Below are 18,706 nucleotides of genomic sequence, written 5' to 3'. Positions count from 1 at the left end.
AATCAAGTATCCTCCGGATTGATATCCAATTGTTTAATGAGGGCCTTGGTCTCTTCCTCGGCGGAGCGGAAATCAAAGTTATCTAACTGTTCACGTATGGGCGTCAGCATCGGCTTCGGCAAGAATTCCTCAATCGCAGACAGCAAGGGTTCCGCTTCATCCGGATTATCCCGATCGAGTGCCTGCAACAAATCGCGCAGCAATTGCAGGGAAGCCGCACTATCGGTTATGCAGGAAAGTGCCATTTCATTTTCCGTATTGGTCCCGGTAAGGCGTGTGATCTCAGCCAATACATGACCCAATTCCGTCTGCAGTTTTTGCACCCGATCGCTTGTCACACCGCCTTCGGCAAGCATTCGCTCGATCTTCTCGGCTAGTTCCCATACCCCCATCATCGCCAGATTACCGGCCGTTCCTTTCAATTTATGCACCAAAGCCCGCGCATTTTCGTGTTCTCCCTGCGCAATCAGTGCGCAGATTTCATCCCCATCGCGGCTGTGGGCGTCGGCAAACTTACGCAGATACTTGTAGTAAGTTTCGATGTCTCCCCAACTGCGTAATCCTCGCTGCAAATCGACGACCGGGGGAGCAGAAGTTTCCGAGGTGGCAGTGGTTGTCGTTGCAGACTGCGTCTTGTTTTTCTCGTAATGACCCGTGGCGTATTGTTGGAGATAGATGATTAATTCGTCGACATCGAAAGGCTTGGCGATAAACCCATTCATGCCGGCCGCCAATGCCGCGGCCTGTTGGTTTTTGAATGCGCCGGCCGTCAGCGCTAAGATGGGTAGCGCGGAGAGACCTAACGTTTCACGAATCTCACGGGTCGCTTCATAACCATCCATCAGTGGCATCTGGATATCCATCAGCACCACGTCGATCCTGTCAGGGTTAGCGCGCAGCCATTCCAATGCGGATTGGCCGTCATCCGCCAGATGAACGGCAGCACCCTCCGATTCCAGAATTCGGCAGGCCATATCGCGATTGATTTCACTATCATCCACTACCAGCACGCGGAGGTGAAACAGACGCCCCTCGTTTGACACACGAGCCGGGGAATTCGATACATCTTTTCCTTCAAGTTGCCTCTTGGCCTGGGACACGGCGTTATACAAGGCGGATGCGGTAACCGGCTTGCTCAGGATGGCGTTCGCCACTTCCGCCCCCTCCTCATGCATCAATAGGTCGCGGTCATGGGCCGTGATCATCACAATGACCGGTGCATTGGGAATATTGCCCAGCGCTTTTTTTATTTGTTTTCCGACCTCGAGACCATTCATGCCCGGCATTCGCCAGTCCAACAACAACAGGTCAGGGAGTTTGTTGTTCTGAGCCTCGGCAATAACACGCTGCACAGCCTCCTCCCCCGAGGCGACTACTTCAGGGTTCCAACCCAGACTGCGTATTATAGCCGCCAACATTTCCCGGGCGACAGGATGATCGTCGACAATCAGTACATTCTGGAAAGCCATTTCAGGTTGCATATATTCCTGAGACTCAATCAACTCCACTGGCAGAACAACCCAGAAGTCACTACCTTTGCCCGGTTCGCTGACGACGCCTATTTCGCCTTCCATCATTTGCACCAAACGGCGGCAGATAGACAAACCTAATCCAGTGCCGCCAGAACGACGCGTTGTAGACGTATCTTCCTGGGTGAAAGAGGTAAAGATTGCCGCCTGCTTATCCGGAGTGATGCCTCTGCCCGTATCTTTCACACTGAAGCGCAAATAATTCCTGCCATCTTTTTCTGGAATCTGTGTCGCTGTAACCGTGACACTGCCTCGCTGGGTGAACTTGAGCGCATTACTGGTCAGATTGACCAGTATCTGCTCGAGACGTAGCGCATCCCCACGCAGAAACTCCATGCCTTTCGGGGCCGGGCCCATGACCAGTTCCACATCACTGCTGCACTCGACGGCGGACATCAGGGCAGCCACATTATCCAGCACATCGTCGAGCCGGAACGGCACTTTCTCGATTTCCAGACGCCCGGACTCGATCTTGGAAAAATCCAAAATATCGTTAATGATGCCCAATAGAGAACGTCCGGCGATACGAATTTTCTTCACCAGATTGAGCTCCTCAGAGCCGAGGTGGGCTTTTTCCAGAAGATAAGCCAGTCCAAGAATCGCATTCATCGGCGTGCGTATCTCATGACTCATATTAGCCAGAAAATTGCCTTTGACACTGGCTAGGCGTTCCGCTTCCTGCCGGGCAGTTTGCAATTCAGACGTTCGCTCTGCCACACGCTGTTCCAGGGCATCGTTCATCCGAACGAGTTCATCCTGGACGCGCTTGCGCTCGGAAATGTCAATGATCGAGGCCAGCACAAAGACTTGATTATTGTCCCGATAAGGACTCAATTCTATTTCGATCGGAAATAGGCTGCCATCCTTGCGTGTCCCGAATAAATCCCTGCCGGCCCCCATAGATCGAGAAGTTGGCCGACGACAATATTCAGTTCGCTGTTCAGCATGACGTGTTCGATCCTGTTCAGGCAACAGTATTTCAACGGGTTGGTTGACCAGTTCAGAATGTAGGTAACCGAACATATTTTCAAAGGCCGGATTAGTCATCATAACCAATCCGTTAGCATCCATCACCAACAAACCGCTGGCATTTGCTTCAAAGAGCATACGGAAACTGGCTTGAACTTCCTGTAGCCGATGTGCCGCTTCCGCTTCGCTGCGAGCCAGTGCCGCGCCTTTTTCAGCCTGCGCGCGCGCGTTTTTTGCCTGAATCAAACGGCCAATGCCGAATGCAGATAGCGAGAGTATGATCAGTGCGCTCGTGATTTTGGCCGGCCAAACCCGGTTTTCCAACGCGGCTAAATCGCTTGCTGGAAGATGGGTGACCACTTTCCAGCGGATATTATGAAATAAACGGGTTTTCCCTTCAGGAACAGGGTGAACGGTATTCCAGGTCCAGAGACCGTCGGGCAATCTTATTTGCCCCATGTCTAGCTTCGAGATCTCCCTCCAAACCTGGGGATATCGACTGCCTAATGTCACGTTCCGCTGGAACATGAAGCCCCATTCATCGGCTTCATTGGGACTCTTGAGCCAATACCCGTCCGCATTTAGCAGCATCAATCGACCAGCTGCAGGGCCCGCGCTGTTCACGAAGGCATTCAGCATCGACCATGCGGCAATATTGATAATGAGGATGCCGTGAGGATCTCCGGCTGCATTAAAGACTCGGGTTGCAGCTCTTATAGTCGGTTTATAAGGTATCTCAATTTGACCGTTGTCCATGTTCAAGTCGAGAGGAGAGATATAAATCACCCCCTTACTGAGTTGCATGGTTTCGGTAAAAAAATATCGGTCGTATTTGTTTTGTAATTCACTTTCAGGGACGAGATAGGGCCGCCCTTCCCTATTATTCACTCGAACACGTTCCACTCCCTGTTCGTCAATCCAGCGAGCCTTGTCATAGCTTGGGTTACGTGCCATCAGTGAGACGAAAGCTTCCTCCATCGGCTTGAGGTCACCCGCCTCTAAAGCCTCATATACCCCGCGCACCGGCTTTTCATTGACTAAGCTCGCCAGATGTCGAACGGGAATGGCTAACTCATGATCTAGGCGGCTAAGACTAAGATCCACATAAGTTTTTTCCTCAGCCATCAGCATGGACAGTTCGGCTTGAATGCGCGATCCACCCAGCAGCCATGTACCAGCCGCGACCAGTACTGTGACCGGCAGAAACAGTAGCAGAAAATCCCATAATGGGTTTCCTTGCCCTGATGCATCAGAACCACGGAATAGATTTTTTAAGTTAATAAAAAAAACGCCCATGACCTGTTAACTTTAAGTTTTGAAAAAAAATATGGTATAAATCATGTATTTGGTGATTTACGGGTGGCCTGTATATTTTAGGATTTCAGCTGCTAATATACATCGACGATGACAACGACCTATTCAAGAAACTAACAAGAATTCTCTATACCCTCTTGACATCTAGATTGGAGTGTTCGTATATAAGCTCTTATCGTTGCCACTAATTCGATGTTTGTCAAGATAGGTTTCGTCCTTTTATTTCGTGATCGACTGTAACGGTTGAAAATTCAAAGTTTCCGTGCAATATCTCAATATCTATGTGCCTTCCAATTCTTGAAACTGCTTCTCGTTCAAAAAAAGACGCAGGGAGGGTGGCCATAGTCAAAATGTATTCCAACAACTTGGCTTTTGGGATTGCTTTTGACTAAATTTGCTGCCAAATAGGAAGAGTCAAGCCGGGGTCATCTGACCAAAAGAACGGTTTGTCCTGAAACCCACTTGAAACCCTTCCTTTTTCGGAGAGGAGGGCACAATAGAACCAATCAATTCTGCATCGTTTTTCTGATGTCTGTGATTAAAAGATAAAGATGGTATGGATCAGTCGGTGAGGGAATAAAATCAACATGCTCATAAAAAGCTTCCGCTTTATCATCCTTCGCATGGACTATAAACGCCCGAACACCTGCAATATCGACCACTTGGACGGTGCGTTGCATGACGTCCCTTAGCAACCCGGCTCCAACACCTTTTTCTTGCCAATCAAGATTGGTCGCCAGGCGGGCGAGCAACATAACGGGAACCGGGTTGCGGGATAGTCCTTTTTTCAAGCGTGCGGAAGCATCACCGTAAGTGACATTGCTCACGACAAGTGAGTAATAACCTATGACTTCTTCATCCGCCACGCCAACATATGTCTGGGCAGCACCGGACCGCTGACTCATCAAAGCGTAGCGCTGTAAATATCGATTCAGGTTTTCCTGTCCACAATCGAAGGAATCTATATCATGACGACGGTCGAATTTTTCGATAGGTGGTCTATTCTGGGTCGATCAAAAATCCCCGGCTCCTGCATGAGTTTCTCAATACGTGGTAATGGGCGGGGCGGGGAATCAAGAGCAACCTGTAAGGCCTTTCATTGCTCAGCATTCAACCCGAAATGGCGACGGTCGGCCAAAACTTCATCGGCAGTATCCAAAGCACTATCAAGGATAAATTCGCTGACCGATTTATGCCGTAATGCCGCCGCTTGAAGCGCTTCTTTCGCCTCTGGATAGACTCTAAGATCAATTCTGTCTGTACGTTTATTTGTCATGGCAATCTCCTAATCCAGACACTTTGATGATATTAGCAGATTTTACGGCAACGTCTTTGAAGCATTTACTAGCCTCGCTGAAACACCCGCCTATGTTAACAATGTAATAACAGGTAGAGCATTTGACCAATTTGAAGCTATGACATTGAAGTAATACAAAAAGCTCGATAAAGCTGGAAGATGTAATCCCTTTACAGCAAATCAACCATTCACGAAGTTATGTGAGAATGATTGACAATCAGCTCCGTAACGCCTCTCATCATGGTGGCTTTCGTTTCAATCAGGAGATTGGCGTGATCAAATACAGGGCTGGCAAAGGAGGAAGTGGGGAAGAGCAAAAATCACGTTTACGGATTGTATTGTTAAATGCACTAACCTCTTTTTAGCCATAGTCGTTTTATTACGAATAGAGCTTGCTATGCACGAGCATATGTAACATTCGATCTGTAAGAATATCATTCCTATTCATTTTCATTCACATTTAACGCATGGCCGCTCGTCTCGAGAACGGGAATAAATGGTGAATGGTAACTACTCGCCCCTCACTCGCAAGCCTTCCCCGCCAATGCTAATTGAATGGCGGTCAGCGGGTTATAGCCTTTATTGGCCATGGTCTGTAAATAACTGGAAATCCGGCAATAGGCATGAGCATAGTCTTCGGACCGAAAGCAGCCGGAGACCTTTTGCTTGACCTTGGCCATTCTCAAGTCCTGTTCGGCCCGGTTGTTGGTGAATGCCACGGCGGGATGGCGGGCGAAGAGCAGCACGGACGCTTCATGGGTTTTCAAGCGCTCCCACAAATTATGCGCATCAGACTTGGCGATTTTACCGCGCTTGCCGCTGGGCTTGGGCGGAATCGGCGGCAATTCCTTTTCACCCCGGGTGAGAGTCGCGCGATAGCGCTTTTGCAAGTTGGCCAGTTCCCGGTCGGACAGACATTTCTCTTCCTTTTTAGAGACCTGAACGCAAGTCTCCTGTAACAGCCGCTTCATATTTTTCGCCCAGCGATACTGGTGGGCATCCACGATAAACGTCAGCTCACGTAACAAGTGCGATCCGCACAGGCCATGCTTGCAATCCTCATACGCAAAATAAGAGGCCCAGCAATCATGCACAATCACCCCGCCATAACGCGGAATGATGTGAATGGCTTCAATCGCGGCTTTGCCCCGCTTTCGATGGAGTCGCTTGAGGGTGACGCTACCTGCCGCATAGACATGAATCCACTGGTTTTTTCGGTCGACTCGTAGCGAGGTTTCATCCACATACATCACGGGGGCGGCCAATAGCTGTTCAATGGCTTGTTGTTCCCAGGCCTCCAGCGCTTGATGACAGCGTAACACCCAGTTCAGCAAAGTGGCTTCGGCGATCACCGTGTCCATCATCGCCCCGATTAGCTGTTGAACCCGATTCAAGGCAACCATCTGACCGACTAATAGGTTGGTCGCGAACGCTTTCAGCCCATCGCCGTATTGCAGGGGCCCTGCCAAGTCATCGGGAAACCGGCCTTTCACCATGGTTTGGCAGACCGGGCAGGTCTTCACCTCGGCATCGACGTGTTCGACCACTTTCTCGAACACGATATCGATCTTGGTGCGCCGTTCATGATGCCGGCAAGGCACGTCCGTTAAGGACTCACCGCACACCTCGCAGGTCGACACCGTCGACACGCTGACCGTTTCGACGGTGCGCGAATTGACCGCATTCCGTTTATCCAGTCGCTTTCCTTTGCCTTGGCTTCCCGACACGAGCGCCGAATCATCCGGGCCCGTTTGTGACGAAGGCAGGCTGGAGTTCCGATTATCCTTCCGGGTTGTCCTTTCCAGGAAAATCGCTAAAATCAGCTCGACAATCATAAACAGACTGTTCATCACCGCCAGACTTTCCGGCGTGACTTTACCGGCCGTCCGGAGCGCTTCAAAATCGGCTTTTACCCGATCGAGTTCCTGTCGCACTGAGGTTTTATCAAGGTTTGCCATTCGCTATGACTACGTCTGTTTTCATGACGCTATTATCGCATGGCCTTTTTTCGACCTTCAGAGCGCTCGCTGAGCGAACGAAAAACAACATTTTGAAACAGGCCTTGCGTGACTGTCACAAAATCCCAGGAGCGTGATAGACATGGCGAATTGAGGGGACATTCGTCCCTATTTCGGAAAACGTCTTTTTTGCACCGAAAAACCTGTCAAGTCTTTTTTTGACTTTTTTTAGGGGTGAGTAGTTAGTGCGGCCAGGCAAGGTCGTTTATTCCAGCGGGCGAGAATCCCGTCCCAGAAGGCCGGTCAGCCACTGGGTAGAGTCTTTGGGTCGGCGGGGGTAACCCCAAAGATTAAGCACAAAGCAACTCAAGACAACAGGCCGTAAGCGAAAGCTGAAGTGATTGAGCCTCGAAAGCAGAGACAAGAGAGGGATGACGTAGTTAACTATGCGGAAATCAACACAGAGTAAGGCGTCATGACAAGTCTTACTCTGCCTCTCCGGGGTCGAAGAGCATGGCATGCTGGACACCGGGAATAAACGGCAACCTGGGAGAACCTATCAGGTCTCACAAGGAAGCGAGTATGTCGGACAAGCGATCATAAAGTAAGAAAGACAAATGCCTATAGGTAGTCGGATAACGGTGTAGTACCGATGAACGCGGGTAATGCTGCGGGAGGGAAGACCGTTACATTAAGAAACAACGTTAAGGAGACATACCGAACGTGCCCAGAAACGAAGAAACGGTAACCACGAAACTGCAACGTATAGCGGAGAAAGCCCGTAACGAACCGAACTGTCAGTTCACCAGCTTGTTTCATCTGATGACAGTGGAAATGTTATGGGGATGCTTTGACGCGCTGAGGAATCATGCTGCGTCAGGTATTGATGGAGTCACCAAGCAACAGTATGAGAACAACTTACTGGAAAATCTTCAGCAGCTAGTTGATAAACTGCACCGAATGGCCTACATACCCCAACCGGTGCAACGGGTTTACATCCCCAAGCCCGGGACTGATAAGTTAAGGCCCTTAGGGATACCGGCGCTGGAAGACAAACTGGTGCAAGCCGGGCTGGTCAAAATCTTACAGGCTATCTATGAGCAAGACTTTATAGACGACTCGTATGGATTCAGGCCGGGTAAAAGCTGTCATGATGCGCTGCGAGCGTTAAGCCAAACAGTCGAAAATCGACCGATAAACCACATTGTGGAAGCCGATATAAAAGGCTTTTTCGATACGGTAGACCAAGAGCAGCTGATGGCTTTTCTCGCGCATCGTATCGCCGACAAACGCGTATTGCGCTACATCAAACGCTTCTTGAAAGCGGGTATCGTCGAAGACGGACAGTTTAAAGCCAGTGAAACAGGCACGCCGCAAGGTGGTGTGATATCGCCCTTGCTAGCCAATCTCTATTTGCACTACAGCCTAGACTTGTGGATGACCCGCAAGTTTGCGAAAAGCTGCGGTGGAGTCGTCCGAATGATACGCTATGCGGACGACTTTGTCGTCTGCTTCCAGCAGGAAGCGGATGCCAAACGATTCCGGAACGAGCTAGAAGCACGGCTCGCCCTGTTTGGGCTGACGTTAGCACCGGAGAAAACGCAATGCATTGAATTTGGCCCGTTAGCGGTCAAACGTGCGAGAGCGCGTGGCGAAAAGGCGGTGACCTTTGATTTTCTGGGGTTTACCCACTACTGTACACGGACGCGAGACGGAAAACGCTTTCGGATGAAGCGGAAGACGATCGGTAAACGCCTAACGGCGAAGCTGAAAGCCTACCGTGCATGGCTTAAGGCAAACCGAAACCTGCCGACCGCCGAAATACTCAAGCGAACCGCCCGCAAACTGCGAGGCCATTACGGCTACTATGGCGTCACCGATAACAGTCGAGGAATAAACCTGTACTTTTATCAAGTGCAACGCATTCTACACAAATGGCTGAATCGGCGAGGCCGGAGAAACTGCTGTAGTTGGGCAAAGTTTGCTCTATTGTTAGCGCGTTTTCCACTGCCGAAACCTAAAATCTTGGTGAATCTATTCTGAATCCGTGAATAGGGTTCTTAATGAGGAGCCGTGTGCGTAAATAGCGCAAGCACGGTTCTGTGAGGGGCTTGGTAACAATTGATGAAATAACAAACGATTTGCAATCACGTAGTAGCCGCGTGCGGCGGGGCGTTCCAGAGAAGCATGGCAAGTACGATGTTATTTGGTCGAAAGAAACCGGTCTACTCAACCGGTGAATAATCATAACCTCGTAAGGCGCGAAGACGAGGTAGCAATCCTTCAATGCCGGTGATTATTGTGAATCATCCGGCATTTCTACATATTTTCAGCATTTACAGACATAAATTTCAGCCAAGACTGACAGCCGTCGAAAGGATGTTGTGCTTTAATTTCTCGCACTCATGTTAATCCCCAGCGCATCTACACAGGATGACGGGAAGCAAAATCAACCATCAAGGATAAAGGGAAGCGTATGTTAAAGCTATTGGCGCCACGCATTCAGTCTCGGTCTGTTCGTTCTTCAAATTGTTCCAAATCTTTAAGCGGCGACGCCGTTTTTTACGCGTCCCTGTCGGCGGATGTTGCGGCTTTAGCGTCCGCGCTGACGGCGATGATGTTGGGGATCTTGACGCTGTTAATGCTGTCATGCTGGAGCTTGGTTCAGGCCGAAACGGTGACCGCCTTCGAGCCGGCGCATTTTAGCCGGGCCAGCGGTGCCCCGGTCACCGAAAAGCGCACGTTTTTCACCGAACATCTCAATGGCCGCTTTGTTTTAACTGTCTACAATGGCGGCCTGGAAGACGATGAGGCGATCGGCAGTTTCGCCAGCAGCAGCACGATCACGCTAAACGGCGCCGTGGTGGTTGGGCCTCACAATTTCAATCAAAACACCGACATTATCAGCGTTCCGGTGACGCTGGCTTCGGTCAATGAACTGAGCGTGCAACTGCAAGGCAAACCGGGTGGGGTGGTGACCGTGGCAATCACCGGCAACGTCAATAACGCGCCGTTCGCCGATGCTGGCATCAACCAAACCGTCGCGGTCGGCGCATCGGTGACGTTGGACGGCGGCGGCTCGTTCGATGACGACGGCGATGCGCTGAATTATCGCTGGACATTGATCGCCAAACCCTCGGCCAGCCAGGCTGTTTTAAGCAATGCCTCGTCCGCCTCGGCCGCTTTCAGCGCCGATGTCGAAGGCAACTATGTCGCCGGTCTGGTGGTCAATGACGGCCAATTGGACAGCGCCCAGAGCCAGGTGACGATTAGCGCCCTGCAGCCCAATGCGCCGCCGATTCTCGAGCCTATCGACAATGTCAGCGCGCCGCTGGGCAGCACACTGACATTCGATTTAAGCGCCAGCGATAGCGACGGCGATACGCTCCGTTATTCGGTGCTGGATTTACCCTTGCCGCCCGGCGCCAGTCTCGATGCCGCTAGCGGCCGATTCGTGTTCAAGCCCGACGTCAATGAAGTCGGCGTTCATGCGTTGACCTTCACGGTCAGCGACGGCCGGGCCAGCGACCAGCAGACCGTAGCGATCACGGTGCCGGCCGTCGATGAGAGCGCTCCCACGCGCTTCCGTGGACGGTTGTTGGACGCCAACGATTATCAGCAGGGTATCGTGACGCCGATTGTCGGAGCGACGGTATCGTTTCGGCATAACGGTTCATCGGCACGCTCCGACAGCCAGGGCTACTTTACCCTCAGCAATCTGACCGCCGGCACGCAAGTCTTGGATATTAATGCGGCAACCGCCCAGGATTCCCCGGTCGGCGGCCCTTATGCCGGTTTTCGCGAGCAATACCCGTTGATCGCGCATGTGGAAAACCACGAAGCGCGACCATTCTACCTGCCGCGCATCGACCGCGACAGTCTGACCCAGATCGACCCGGCCATCGAAACGCGGGTCGCCAATCCCAACCTGGGCGTTTCCTTCACCGTGCCGCCATATACCGCTAAGAATCCGGACGGCTCCTATTTTACCGGGCAGTTTTCCATTTCCGAAGTGCCGAGAAACTTAGCGCCGGCGGCGATGCCGGAAACGATAGACCCCGGCTTGCTGGTCACGATACAACCGGTGGGCATCACGTTCACCGAGCCGGTCACACTGACCTTCCCCAATATCGATCACCTGGTACCGGGCAATGAAGTCGATATCTGGTCGGTCGATCCGGAAATGGGCGCCTTCGTCATCGTTGGGACGGGTCAGGTATCGGCCGACGGGCAGTCCATTGAAACGATTGCCGGTGGCGTCAGCGCCACCGATTGGCATAGCGTTTTGCCGCCCGAGGCCAACAACACCAGCCAGGCGCCCGGTAGTCATGTTTCCCCCTGTGACCAAGATCAAACGGTCACCAATTCGACCTTGACCACACAGAGCGGTTGCCTGAATTCTGGCTTCAGTCTGCCTTCCTACGCCAGTCAAGGTAAACGTCGGCGTCTCAGCTTTAGTTACCGCAGTGGTCGGGCCTGGCCTAATCCGGCCATACCGTTCGACGCCACCATCGTTCGTCGCTCTGCGGTGCCGCCTAAGATATCCCATCAAGCCATTATCGGCGGCGTAAGGCAAAACAATCCCAGCTATCTTTCCACCAGTGGTTTCAGCGAAAGCGTCGACGAAACCCTGCGTGCGGTCTCTTTATTGGACGCCAGTTCATTGGCGACGGGGATTTATCCTTATAACATTAGGGTGACCAACCATTTCGCCAGCTCAAGCCGTTCGACAACCTTGCGCGATTCCATGGTCGTCATCAATGAGCAAGCCAGTCCTTATGGCGCAGGCTGGGGGATCAACGGCGTTTCCAGGCTGAAACAAAACAATGATGGCCGGGTATTGATTTACGATGGTAGCGGACAGCAGGATGTTTTCGATCGTGTGCGCGTCAACCTTGACTTGAATCAATGGCAACAACAAGGTCCATTATCCGCTGGCAATTGGCAAGTCTCCGGTGACGGCTTATCCGTCGTGCAAACCATCAACGGACAACCATCCTTTTTCGTCGGTCCCGATAATCAAATTAACACCACGATTACCGGTCGTTTTCGAGTGGAGACCCGCAGCGATGACGACTTTATCGGTTTTGTTTTCGGCTATCAAAGCCCCCAATCCGGCAACGGCGATCACCCAAACGATTACGAATTTCTGTTGTTTGATTGGAAGCGCCGTTATCAAAGCGGGGCTCAGCAAGGATTTACCCTGTCCCGGGTGACGGGCGGCAATGCCGACTTATGGAGACATACAGGGGAAAACCTTGAAGTATTAGCCAGTCAATATGGTTCAGGATTGGGTTGGAGGCCCAATACCGACTATCAATACGAGTTGGTCTATAGCGACAGCCGCATCGTCATTCGCATCGACGGCGAAACCATTTTCGATGTAGCGGACAGTTTCGTACCCGGAAAATTCGGTTTTTACAATTCTTCTCAAGCACGCGTCCGTTACGCCCATTTCATTACCACATCGGATTATGACGCGTCGGAAGGCGATTATTCAACGCTGGTTGCCAACGACGATGGCAGCTTTACTCGCACCTTAAAGAACGGCACGCAAATCCACTTCAACGCCGAAGGGCTGCAAACCGACGTGGTCGACCGTCACGGCAACCGCACCCGCTACGCCTACAACAGAGACCGGCAGTTGACCACGATCACCGACCCGGCGGATTTGCAAACCGTCTTCGCCTATACCGACGGTCGACTCGATAAAGTTACCGACCCGGCCGGCCGGGTGACCCGCTTCCGCTTCGACAACGACAACAACCTGATCCAGGTCACTTTCCCGGACGGCGCTTTCAAGCGTTTCGGCTACGATCACCGGCATTTGATGACCACCGAAGCCAACGAACGCGGCTTTACCGGCGTTCGCGAGTACCGCGGCAATGGCCGGCTCAAACAAGTCACCCGCGCGGACGGCAGTGTCCATCAAGCCGATCATGAACAAACCATCGGCTTGGTCGATGCCGACAGCGCCTTCGGCAGCGCCGACAACCCGGCGCCGGTGGTTCGTCCCGAGGCCGCGATCAGCGTTTTCACCGACGGCGAAGGCCATAGCAAATACAGCAACACCGATTCATTCGGTCGCTTGATCCGACGCACCGACGCCAATCATCTGACGACGGTGATCGACCGTGACGGCGACGGCAACCCCATCAGGACCCACCGCCCGGACCAACTCAGTTATATCGATCGGGTGTTCGACGAGGCCGGCAATCTCATATCGGTCACCGAATCGTACAACAATGCGACCACCCGCTACAGCTACGATCCGGTCTTTAACCTGCTGACCTCGGTCACCGAAGCCAATCAGATGGCGCTGGACGCCAGTCAACGCAAGGCGACCCGATATGTGCGCAATCCGGCTAACGGCAATCTGGAAACGCTGATCAACGCCTTGGGGCACGAAACCCATTTCGACTATAACCATGCCGGTCAAGTCGTCGAAATCGTCGACCCGAACGGTCTGGCGACAAGCTATCACTATAACGCTCAGGGGCTGCCCGATACGATCACCGAAACACCGCCCAGCGGCGGCGGTCTGAATCGCGTGACCACGTTGATCTATCATGCCGATGGTCAGGTGAAAACCCTGACCACACCGGATCATATCACCCTGACGCTGGACTACGATCCGCGCGGTCGCCTGATCAGCGTCAGCGACCCGTTGCATCAACGCATCGACTATCGCTATGACGCCGCCGGCAATCCAACCCGGATCAACAGCGTCAACGGCGATGGCTCGTTGGCGGCGACCGTGGCGCAGCGTTTCGACGCCCTCAGCCGCCTACGCAACACCGTGCAGCCGCATATCAGCGGCCAAGACAGCGTTCAACAAAGCGATTACGATCAGGCCGACAACTTGGCGTTGTTAATCAATGCCAACGGCCAGCCGACCGATTTTGATTACGATCCCGGCAATCGCCTGATAAAACGCATCGATGCGCGCTTGGGCGTCACCGATTACGCCTATGACGACAACGGCCACTTGAACCAGGTGATTGCGCCGAACGGGGCGCAAACCGATTATCAAGTCGACCCGCTCGGCCGTATTCGCCAGGAAGTCAGTCCGGATCGCGGGGTTATCGATTATCGCTACGATCTCAACGACAACCTGATCGAAGCGACCGATGCCCGCGGCATTAGCGTCCGCTACGAGTACGACGAGCTGAACCGTTTGATCGCGATCCAGTATCCGGAGGACGCCCGCGAAGACGTCATCTTAACCTATGACACCTGTGCATTCGGCATCGGGCGTTTGTGTCGAATCAGCGACGAAGCCGGCGATAGCCAACTGGCCTACGACGCCTACGGCAACCTGACGGCGATCACTGAGCATAGAGACGGCACCGATTATAGCCAGTTCTTTCAGTATGACGCCGGGCATCGTCTGATCGCCCAGACCTTGCCGTCCGGCCGCACCCTACATTATGACCGCGACAGCCTGGGCAGAGTGGAACGCATCACCACCACCGTAGCCGGCGTCAGCCAAATCATCCTGGACCACATCGGTTACGACGCCAGTCACCGCATCACCGGGCGCGACTTCGGCAACGGACTCGGCGAGACCCGGCGATACGATCTGCAAGGCCGGCTGGTTTCGCAAACCCTGGGCAGCGGTCAGGACACCGTGTTCAGCTATGACGCCAACAGCAATCTGCTGACCCGCAACACAACGGCTAACCGTCACGCTTATCAATACGACGAACTGGACCGTCTGCAGAGCGAAGTCAACAACGGCGCGGAAATTGGCTATCAATATGATGAAAACGGCAATCGCCTGCTGCGAAGCGAAGGCAAACAAAGCTCTGTTTACGACTTCACGCTCGGCGGCAATCAACTGGAGACGATCGACAATCAGCTGCTGACATACGACGCCGCCGGCCACCTGATCCGGGATGCCCAGGGCCGAACCTTCGTCTACAACAACGCCGGACGGCTCACGGCCATCCAACAAAACGGCGTTACCGTCGCCGAATACCGTTATCACGGCAACGGCCAGCGCAGCCACAAGCTCATCGGCGCCACGGTCATTCATTATCATTACGATCTGTTAGGCAACCTGATCAGCGAAACCAACGCCGACGGCAGTGCGCGGAAAGACTATGTGTGGCTGGGCAGCGAACCGGTCGCGCAGATCGATCGCACGGCAAGCGGGGAAACGCTACACTATCTGCACAGCGACCATCTGCACACGCCGCGCCTGGCCACCGACGCCAGCCGGTCCATCACCTGGCGCTGGGAAAGCCAAGCCTTCGGCGACAGCCAGCCGCAAAGCTTCGGCGCCACGGTCAATCTGCGCTTTCCGGGGCAGTATTATGATGCGGAGAGCGGGCTTTACTACAACTGGCATCGGTATTATGATCCGGAGTTAGGGCGGTATATCACTTCCGATCCGATAGGATTAAACGGCGGGTTGAATACTTATGGGTATGTTGGTGGAAATCCGTTAATCTATAGTGATCCTAAAGGCTTAATTTGGGATATTCTGGATTTTGGTTTCTTTGCCCAAAGTCTGTATGAATATTATCAATGTTCGAGTACCGATAATGCGATAAACTTAGGGCTTGATGCTATTGGCTTGTTTCCAGGCATACCGGCTTTAGGGACGCTTAGACGGATTGATGATGCGGTTGATGTTACAAAGGGTGCAAAACTGCCGAAGCCACCAACTGGGCCAGGTACTGTACCCAAATCAGAGCGAGATCCAAAGCGCCTATTTACACCGTCTGAGCGTGAAGCTAAACGAGCTGAACAAGGCAACAAATGTGCAAACGGATGTGGAACTGATATCGATGCCTCAAATTCAGCCGGGCATCATATCGAACGTCATGCAGATGGAGGGAAGACTGTACCTGAAAATCATGCAGAGGTTTGCCTCCATTGTCATAAAGAACTTCATTCTGGAAACTGAAAGATGAGTGCGACAGTTCCTGTTTTAAAAGATCAAAATAATCAGACACCTGTAGCATCTGTTTGGAGAAGTGCTATTTCAGAAATCGTGGATGCATTTAAAGATGGTGATTTTAAGGTCACACGGAGAGTAGTTGGTCTACAACCAATTAGTGATACTGATGCGAAGAGAATAGAAAAAAATCTCTTAGCCTACGGCGCAACACTAACGAGTCTGCCTGAGGAGACTTGGGATACTTCTGTCTGTCAGTGGATGAATGGTTATTGGGACGTACTTGTTGATTTGTTTACGATTGAAGAAGGTGCTAGCGACTTAGTTATGGCCATACGTATATCTGAAGAGGGAGCAACCTACGTCTACGATGTACAGTCAGTCCATGTGCCGTGATGTGGTTGTTTGGAATATTTGGGGTCAGAGTCTGAGGTATCCCCACAAATTACGCTTTTTCCAGGGTGCTGAAATAACCAACCAAGAGAGCTTGAGCGTGTTCCAATAAATTTTCCTGCAACTCAAATACCACATATTGACAGGCGATACGAGCAAGAAAAATGACCGAATAAGGTGAACGATCACGATTGATGGCTGCAGTTGGTATTGCTATGACATTTTTGATAAAACCTGGCGATCGCGTTGTCATTCATGAGCCAGTTTGGCCGAACATAACTAATGCAGCCAGGGTTCGCTATGCAGAAATTGATATTGTAAGCTTAAAGTTAAAAAATGATGGAAGTTTTTTACTTGACATAGACGCCCTGCATGAAAAACTTAAAGGAGCTCGTCTTTTTTTTCTTAATTCACCCAATAACCCTAGTGGATGGGTTGCATCAGAAGGAGATTTAAAAAAAATACTCGCGATATGTCGAGAAACCAATACTTGGATTGTGGCTGATGAAGTGTATTCGAGGCTCATTTATAATGGCTCGCCATGTGCTCCATCAATACTTAGTGTTGCACATCCTAATGATCGGGTAATAGTATGCAACAGTTTTAGTAAAACTTGGGCAATGACTGGTTGGCGAATCGGTTGGTTGGTCGTGCCTAAAGGTCTGAGGGATACCTTTTGCGATATAACTGAAATTACCCACTCAGCCGTGTCACAGTTTATTCAATATGGTGCATTAGCGGCATTATCTGACTCGGATTTTATAGAAGAATTTCGTACTTTCTGTGATCAAGGTCGCCAAATTGCGGTAGAGTCATTGAATGCAATCAATGGAATTGAATTTATCGCCCCTCCTGGAGCCTTCTACGCATTTTTTAAAGTTCCAGGAGTTAAGGATAGCCTACAATTTTCTCTTGATCTTTTAAAAACTCAGAGGGTTGCTGTCGCTCCTGGTATTGGTTTTGGGCAATCTGGCGAGGGATTTATACGTATATGTTTTGCCCAACAGATAGACGAACTCCGTGAAGCTATGGATAGATTATCGCGAGGTATCTTAACACATGTTAGTCGCATATAAGGAGTGTCTGATTTACTCCAGCAATCTCGATCAGCGTCGAAAAGCTTTTATATGAATAATCAGCTAATCCTGTTTATATCAGCTTTTCTATGCTTAAATCGATAGAATTCGTACTCTGTTTCAAGGAGGTCGGTCATAGCGATAGAGTTATAAATAGGTTAACGATTACTTTAGGGTAATCGTGCGAGATGGCAATTGCCTTCCTACAAATCGCAACCCTATGAATAACTAAAAGCCACTCTCTGCATTCTTTAGCGTACGATTTTTTCCGTTTCGTGAGCTGACCCCAATAAGCCCGGGCCGCATGCTGGCCGATCGGCCGGCCGCCGGGTTTCTTGGCGAACAGGTACTCGTCGCGGTATTTGTCGGCGATCGACACGGCCAGCACTCGGCCGAAGGATTCCGGCAACGGCACCTGGCGCTCCTTGTTGCCCTTCCCGATCACCCGCACCGATTTGGCAACGCCGTCGACCACGCGCACGTCGGACACTTTCAGACCCAGCGCCTCGCTGATCCGGAGGCCGGATTTCTGGATCAGCTCGAACAGCAGTTCGTAGCGCTGGCGGATCTTAATCGCCGACTGCTTGCTGCGCCCGTAGATGTTGTCGGGGATGTCGTCGTAATTGCGGATCGCTTTCATGAACGCCTCCTGCTCTTCGGCTTCCATCCAGACCGGCATCCTGCGCGGACGCTTCGGCTTCTCGATCTGGTAGATCGGATCTTCCTGAACGTGGTCGTTGCGCTTGGCCCATTTATAAAAGGTGGCCTGGCAGGAAATCTTGCGGGCGATGGCGTGGGCGCCGACATTGGCTTTCGCCAGAAACGACACGAAATGCTCGGCATCGGTCGGCTGGCATTTGCGCCAATCCAGCTTTTCTTCGGTTAGCCAGGCGATCCAGATGTTCAGATCCGAGTTGTAGTTGTAGCAAGTGGTCTCGGCGTGGCCCTTGGTGTATTTCAAAAACTTCAGAAACTCTTTTTTGGTTTTCTCAAACTTCAGTTCAATCGAATTGGCCACCTCTCCTCCATACCGCGTTTGAAAACCTGTTTCAAAAATACGGCGGGAGCTTTTGAACAGAAACTTAAGGTTTCAACAAAATCCGGCCATGCAAAATTTATCTAAAGCGTCCGCTAAAAAGTTCCGGAACAGGGTGAAATGATTTGGGGCGACAGTGTCGAGACACGTTAATGAGCCTCCAAAAGACCTGCCAAAAACTGGATATCTCGTTTTGGCACTTTCTATTGGATCGAACCAGGGGAGCGAA

The 18,706-nt window shown here is 51.7% G+C and carries 9 protein-coding genes; 4 read left to right on the top strand and 5 right to left on the bottom strand.

All coding sequences use genetic code 11. From position 1 onward, the window contains the following. Positions 1–2 precede the first annotated feature (2 nt). From Q9L42_RS00150 to tnpC, 4 genes are all read right to left on the bottom strand, one after another. The gene (locus tag Q9L42_RS00150; protein ID WP_305910368.1) at positions 3–3,794 is read right to left on the bottom strand and encodes a response regulator; all 3,792 of its coding nucleotides are present in this window, start codon (positions 3,792–3,794) and stop codon (positions 3–5) included. Between the two features lie 524 nt (positions 3,795–4,318). After that, positions 4,319–4,777, bottom strand: coding sequence for a GNAT family N-acetyltransferase (locus Q9L42_RS00145; RefSeq protein WP_349431019.1), 459 nt, complete (start codon positions 4,775–4,777; stop codon positions 4,319–4,321). 131 nt (positions 4,778–4,908) lie between these two features. After that, complete coding sequence (locus Q9L42_RS00140; RefSeq protein WP_305910366.1) at positions 4,909–5,088, bottom strand: DUF1778 domain-containing protein; 180 nt, start codon at positions 5,086–5,088, stop codon at positions 4,909–4,911. Positions 5,089–5,630: 542 nt separating this feature from the next. Beyond that, positions 5,631–7,067, bottom strand: a complete 1,437-nt coding sequence (tnpC, locus tag Q9L42_RS00135; RefSeq protein WP_349431001.1) for an IS66 family transposase — start codon at positions 7,065–7,067, stop codon at positions 5,631–5,633. Between the two features lie 723 nt (positions 7,068–7,790). Between tnpC and ltrA the strand changes: the two genes are divergently transcribed. From ltrA to Q9L42_RS00115, 4 genes are all read left to right on the top strand, one after another. After that, positions 7,791–9,110 (top strand): group II intron reverse transcriptase/maturase, encoded by a 1,320-nt coding sequence (gene ltrA, locus Q9L42_RS00130; RefSeq protein WP_305910363.1) that lies wholly within the window; start codon positions 7,791–7,793, stop codon positions 9,108–9,110. A gap of 433 nt (positions 9,111–9,543) precedes the next feature. Further along, a complete protein-coding gene (locus tag Q9L42_RS00125) occupies positions 9,544–15,981 on the top strand; it encodes an RHS repeat-associated core domain-containing protein (RefSeq protein WP_305910362.1) in 6,438 nt (2,145 codons plus the stop codon). A gap of 3 nt (positions 15,982–15,984) precedes the next feature. Beyond that, positions 15,985–16,368, top strand: a complete 384-nt coding sequence (locus Q9L42_RS00120) for a DUF7668 domain-containing protein (RefSeq protein ID WP_305910361.1) — start codon at positions 15,985–15,987, stop codon at positions 16,366–16,368. A gap of 191 nt (positions 16,369–16,559) precedes the next feature. After that, on the top strand, positions 16,560–17,441 hold the full coding sequence (locus Q9L42_RS00115; RefSeq protein ID WP_349431000.1) for an aminotransferase class I/II-fold pyridoxal phosphate-dependent enzyme: 882 nt from the start codon (positions 16,560–16,562) through the stop codon (positions 17,439–17,441). 133 nt (positions 17,442–17,574) lie between these two features. On the opposite strand, the gene Q9L42_RS00110 is transcribed toward Q9L42_RS00115, so the two are convergent. Next, positions 17,575–18,459, bottom strand: a complete 885-nt coding sequence (locus Q9L42_RS00110; RefSeq protein ID WP_305910360.1) for a tyrosine-type recombinase/integrase — start codon at positions 18,457–18,459, stop codon at positions 17,575–17,577. Between the last annotated feature and the right edge of the window lie 247 nt (positions 18,460–18,706).

Origin of the sequence: Methylomarinum sp. Ch1-1 (genome assembly GCF_030717995.2) — a bacterium.
In the GTDB taxonomy this organism is placed as follows: Bacteria; Pseudomonadota; Gammaproteobacteria; order Methylococcales; family Methylomonadaceae; genus Methylomarinum; species Methylomarinum roseum.
Note: the sequence above shows the minus strand (reverse complement) of the source record. Positions and strands in the feature narration are given on the sequence as shown.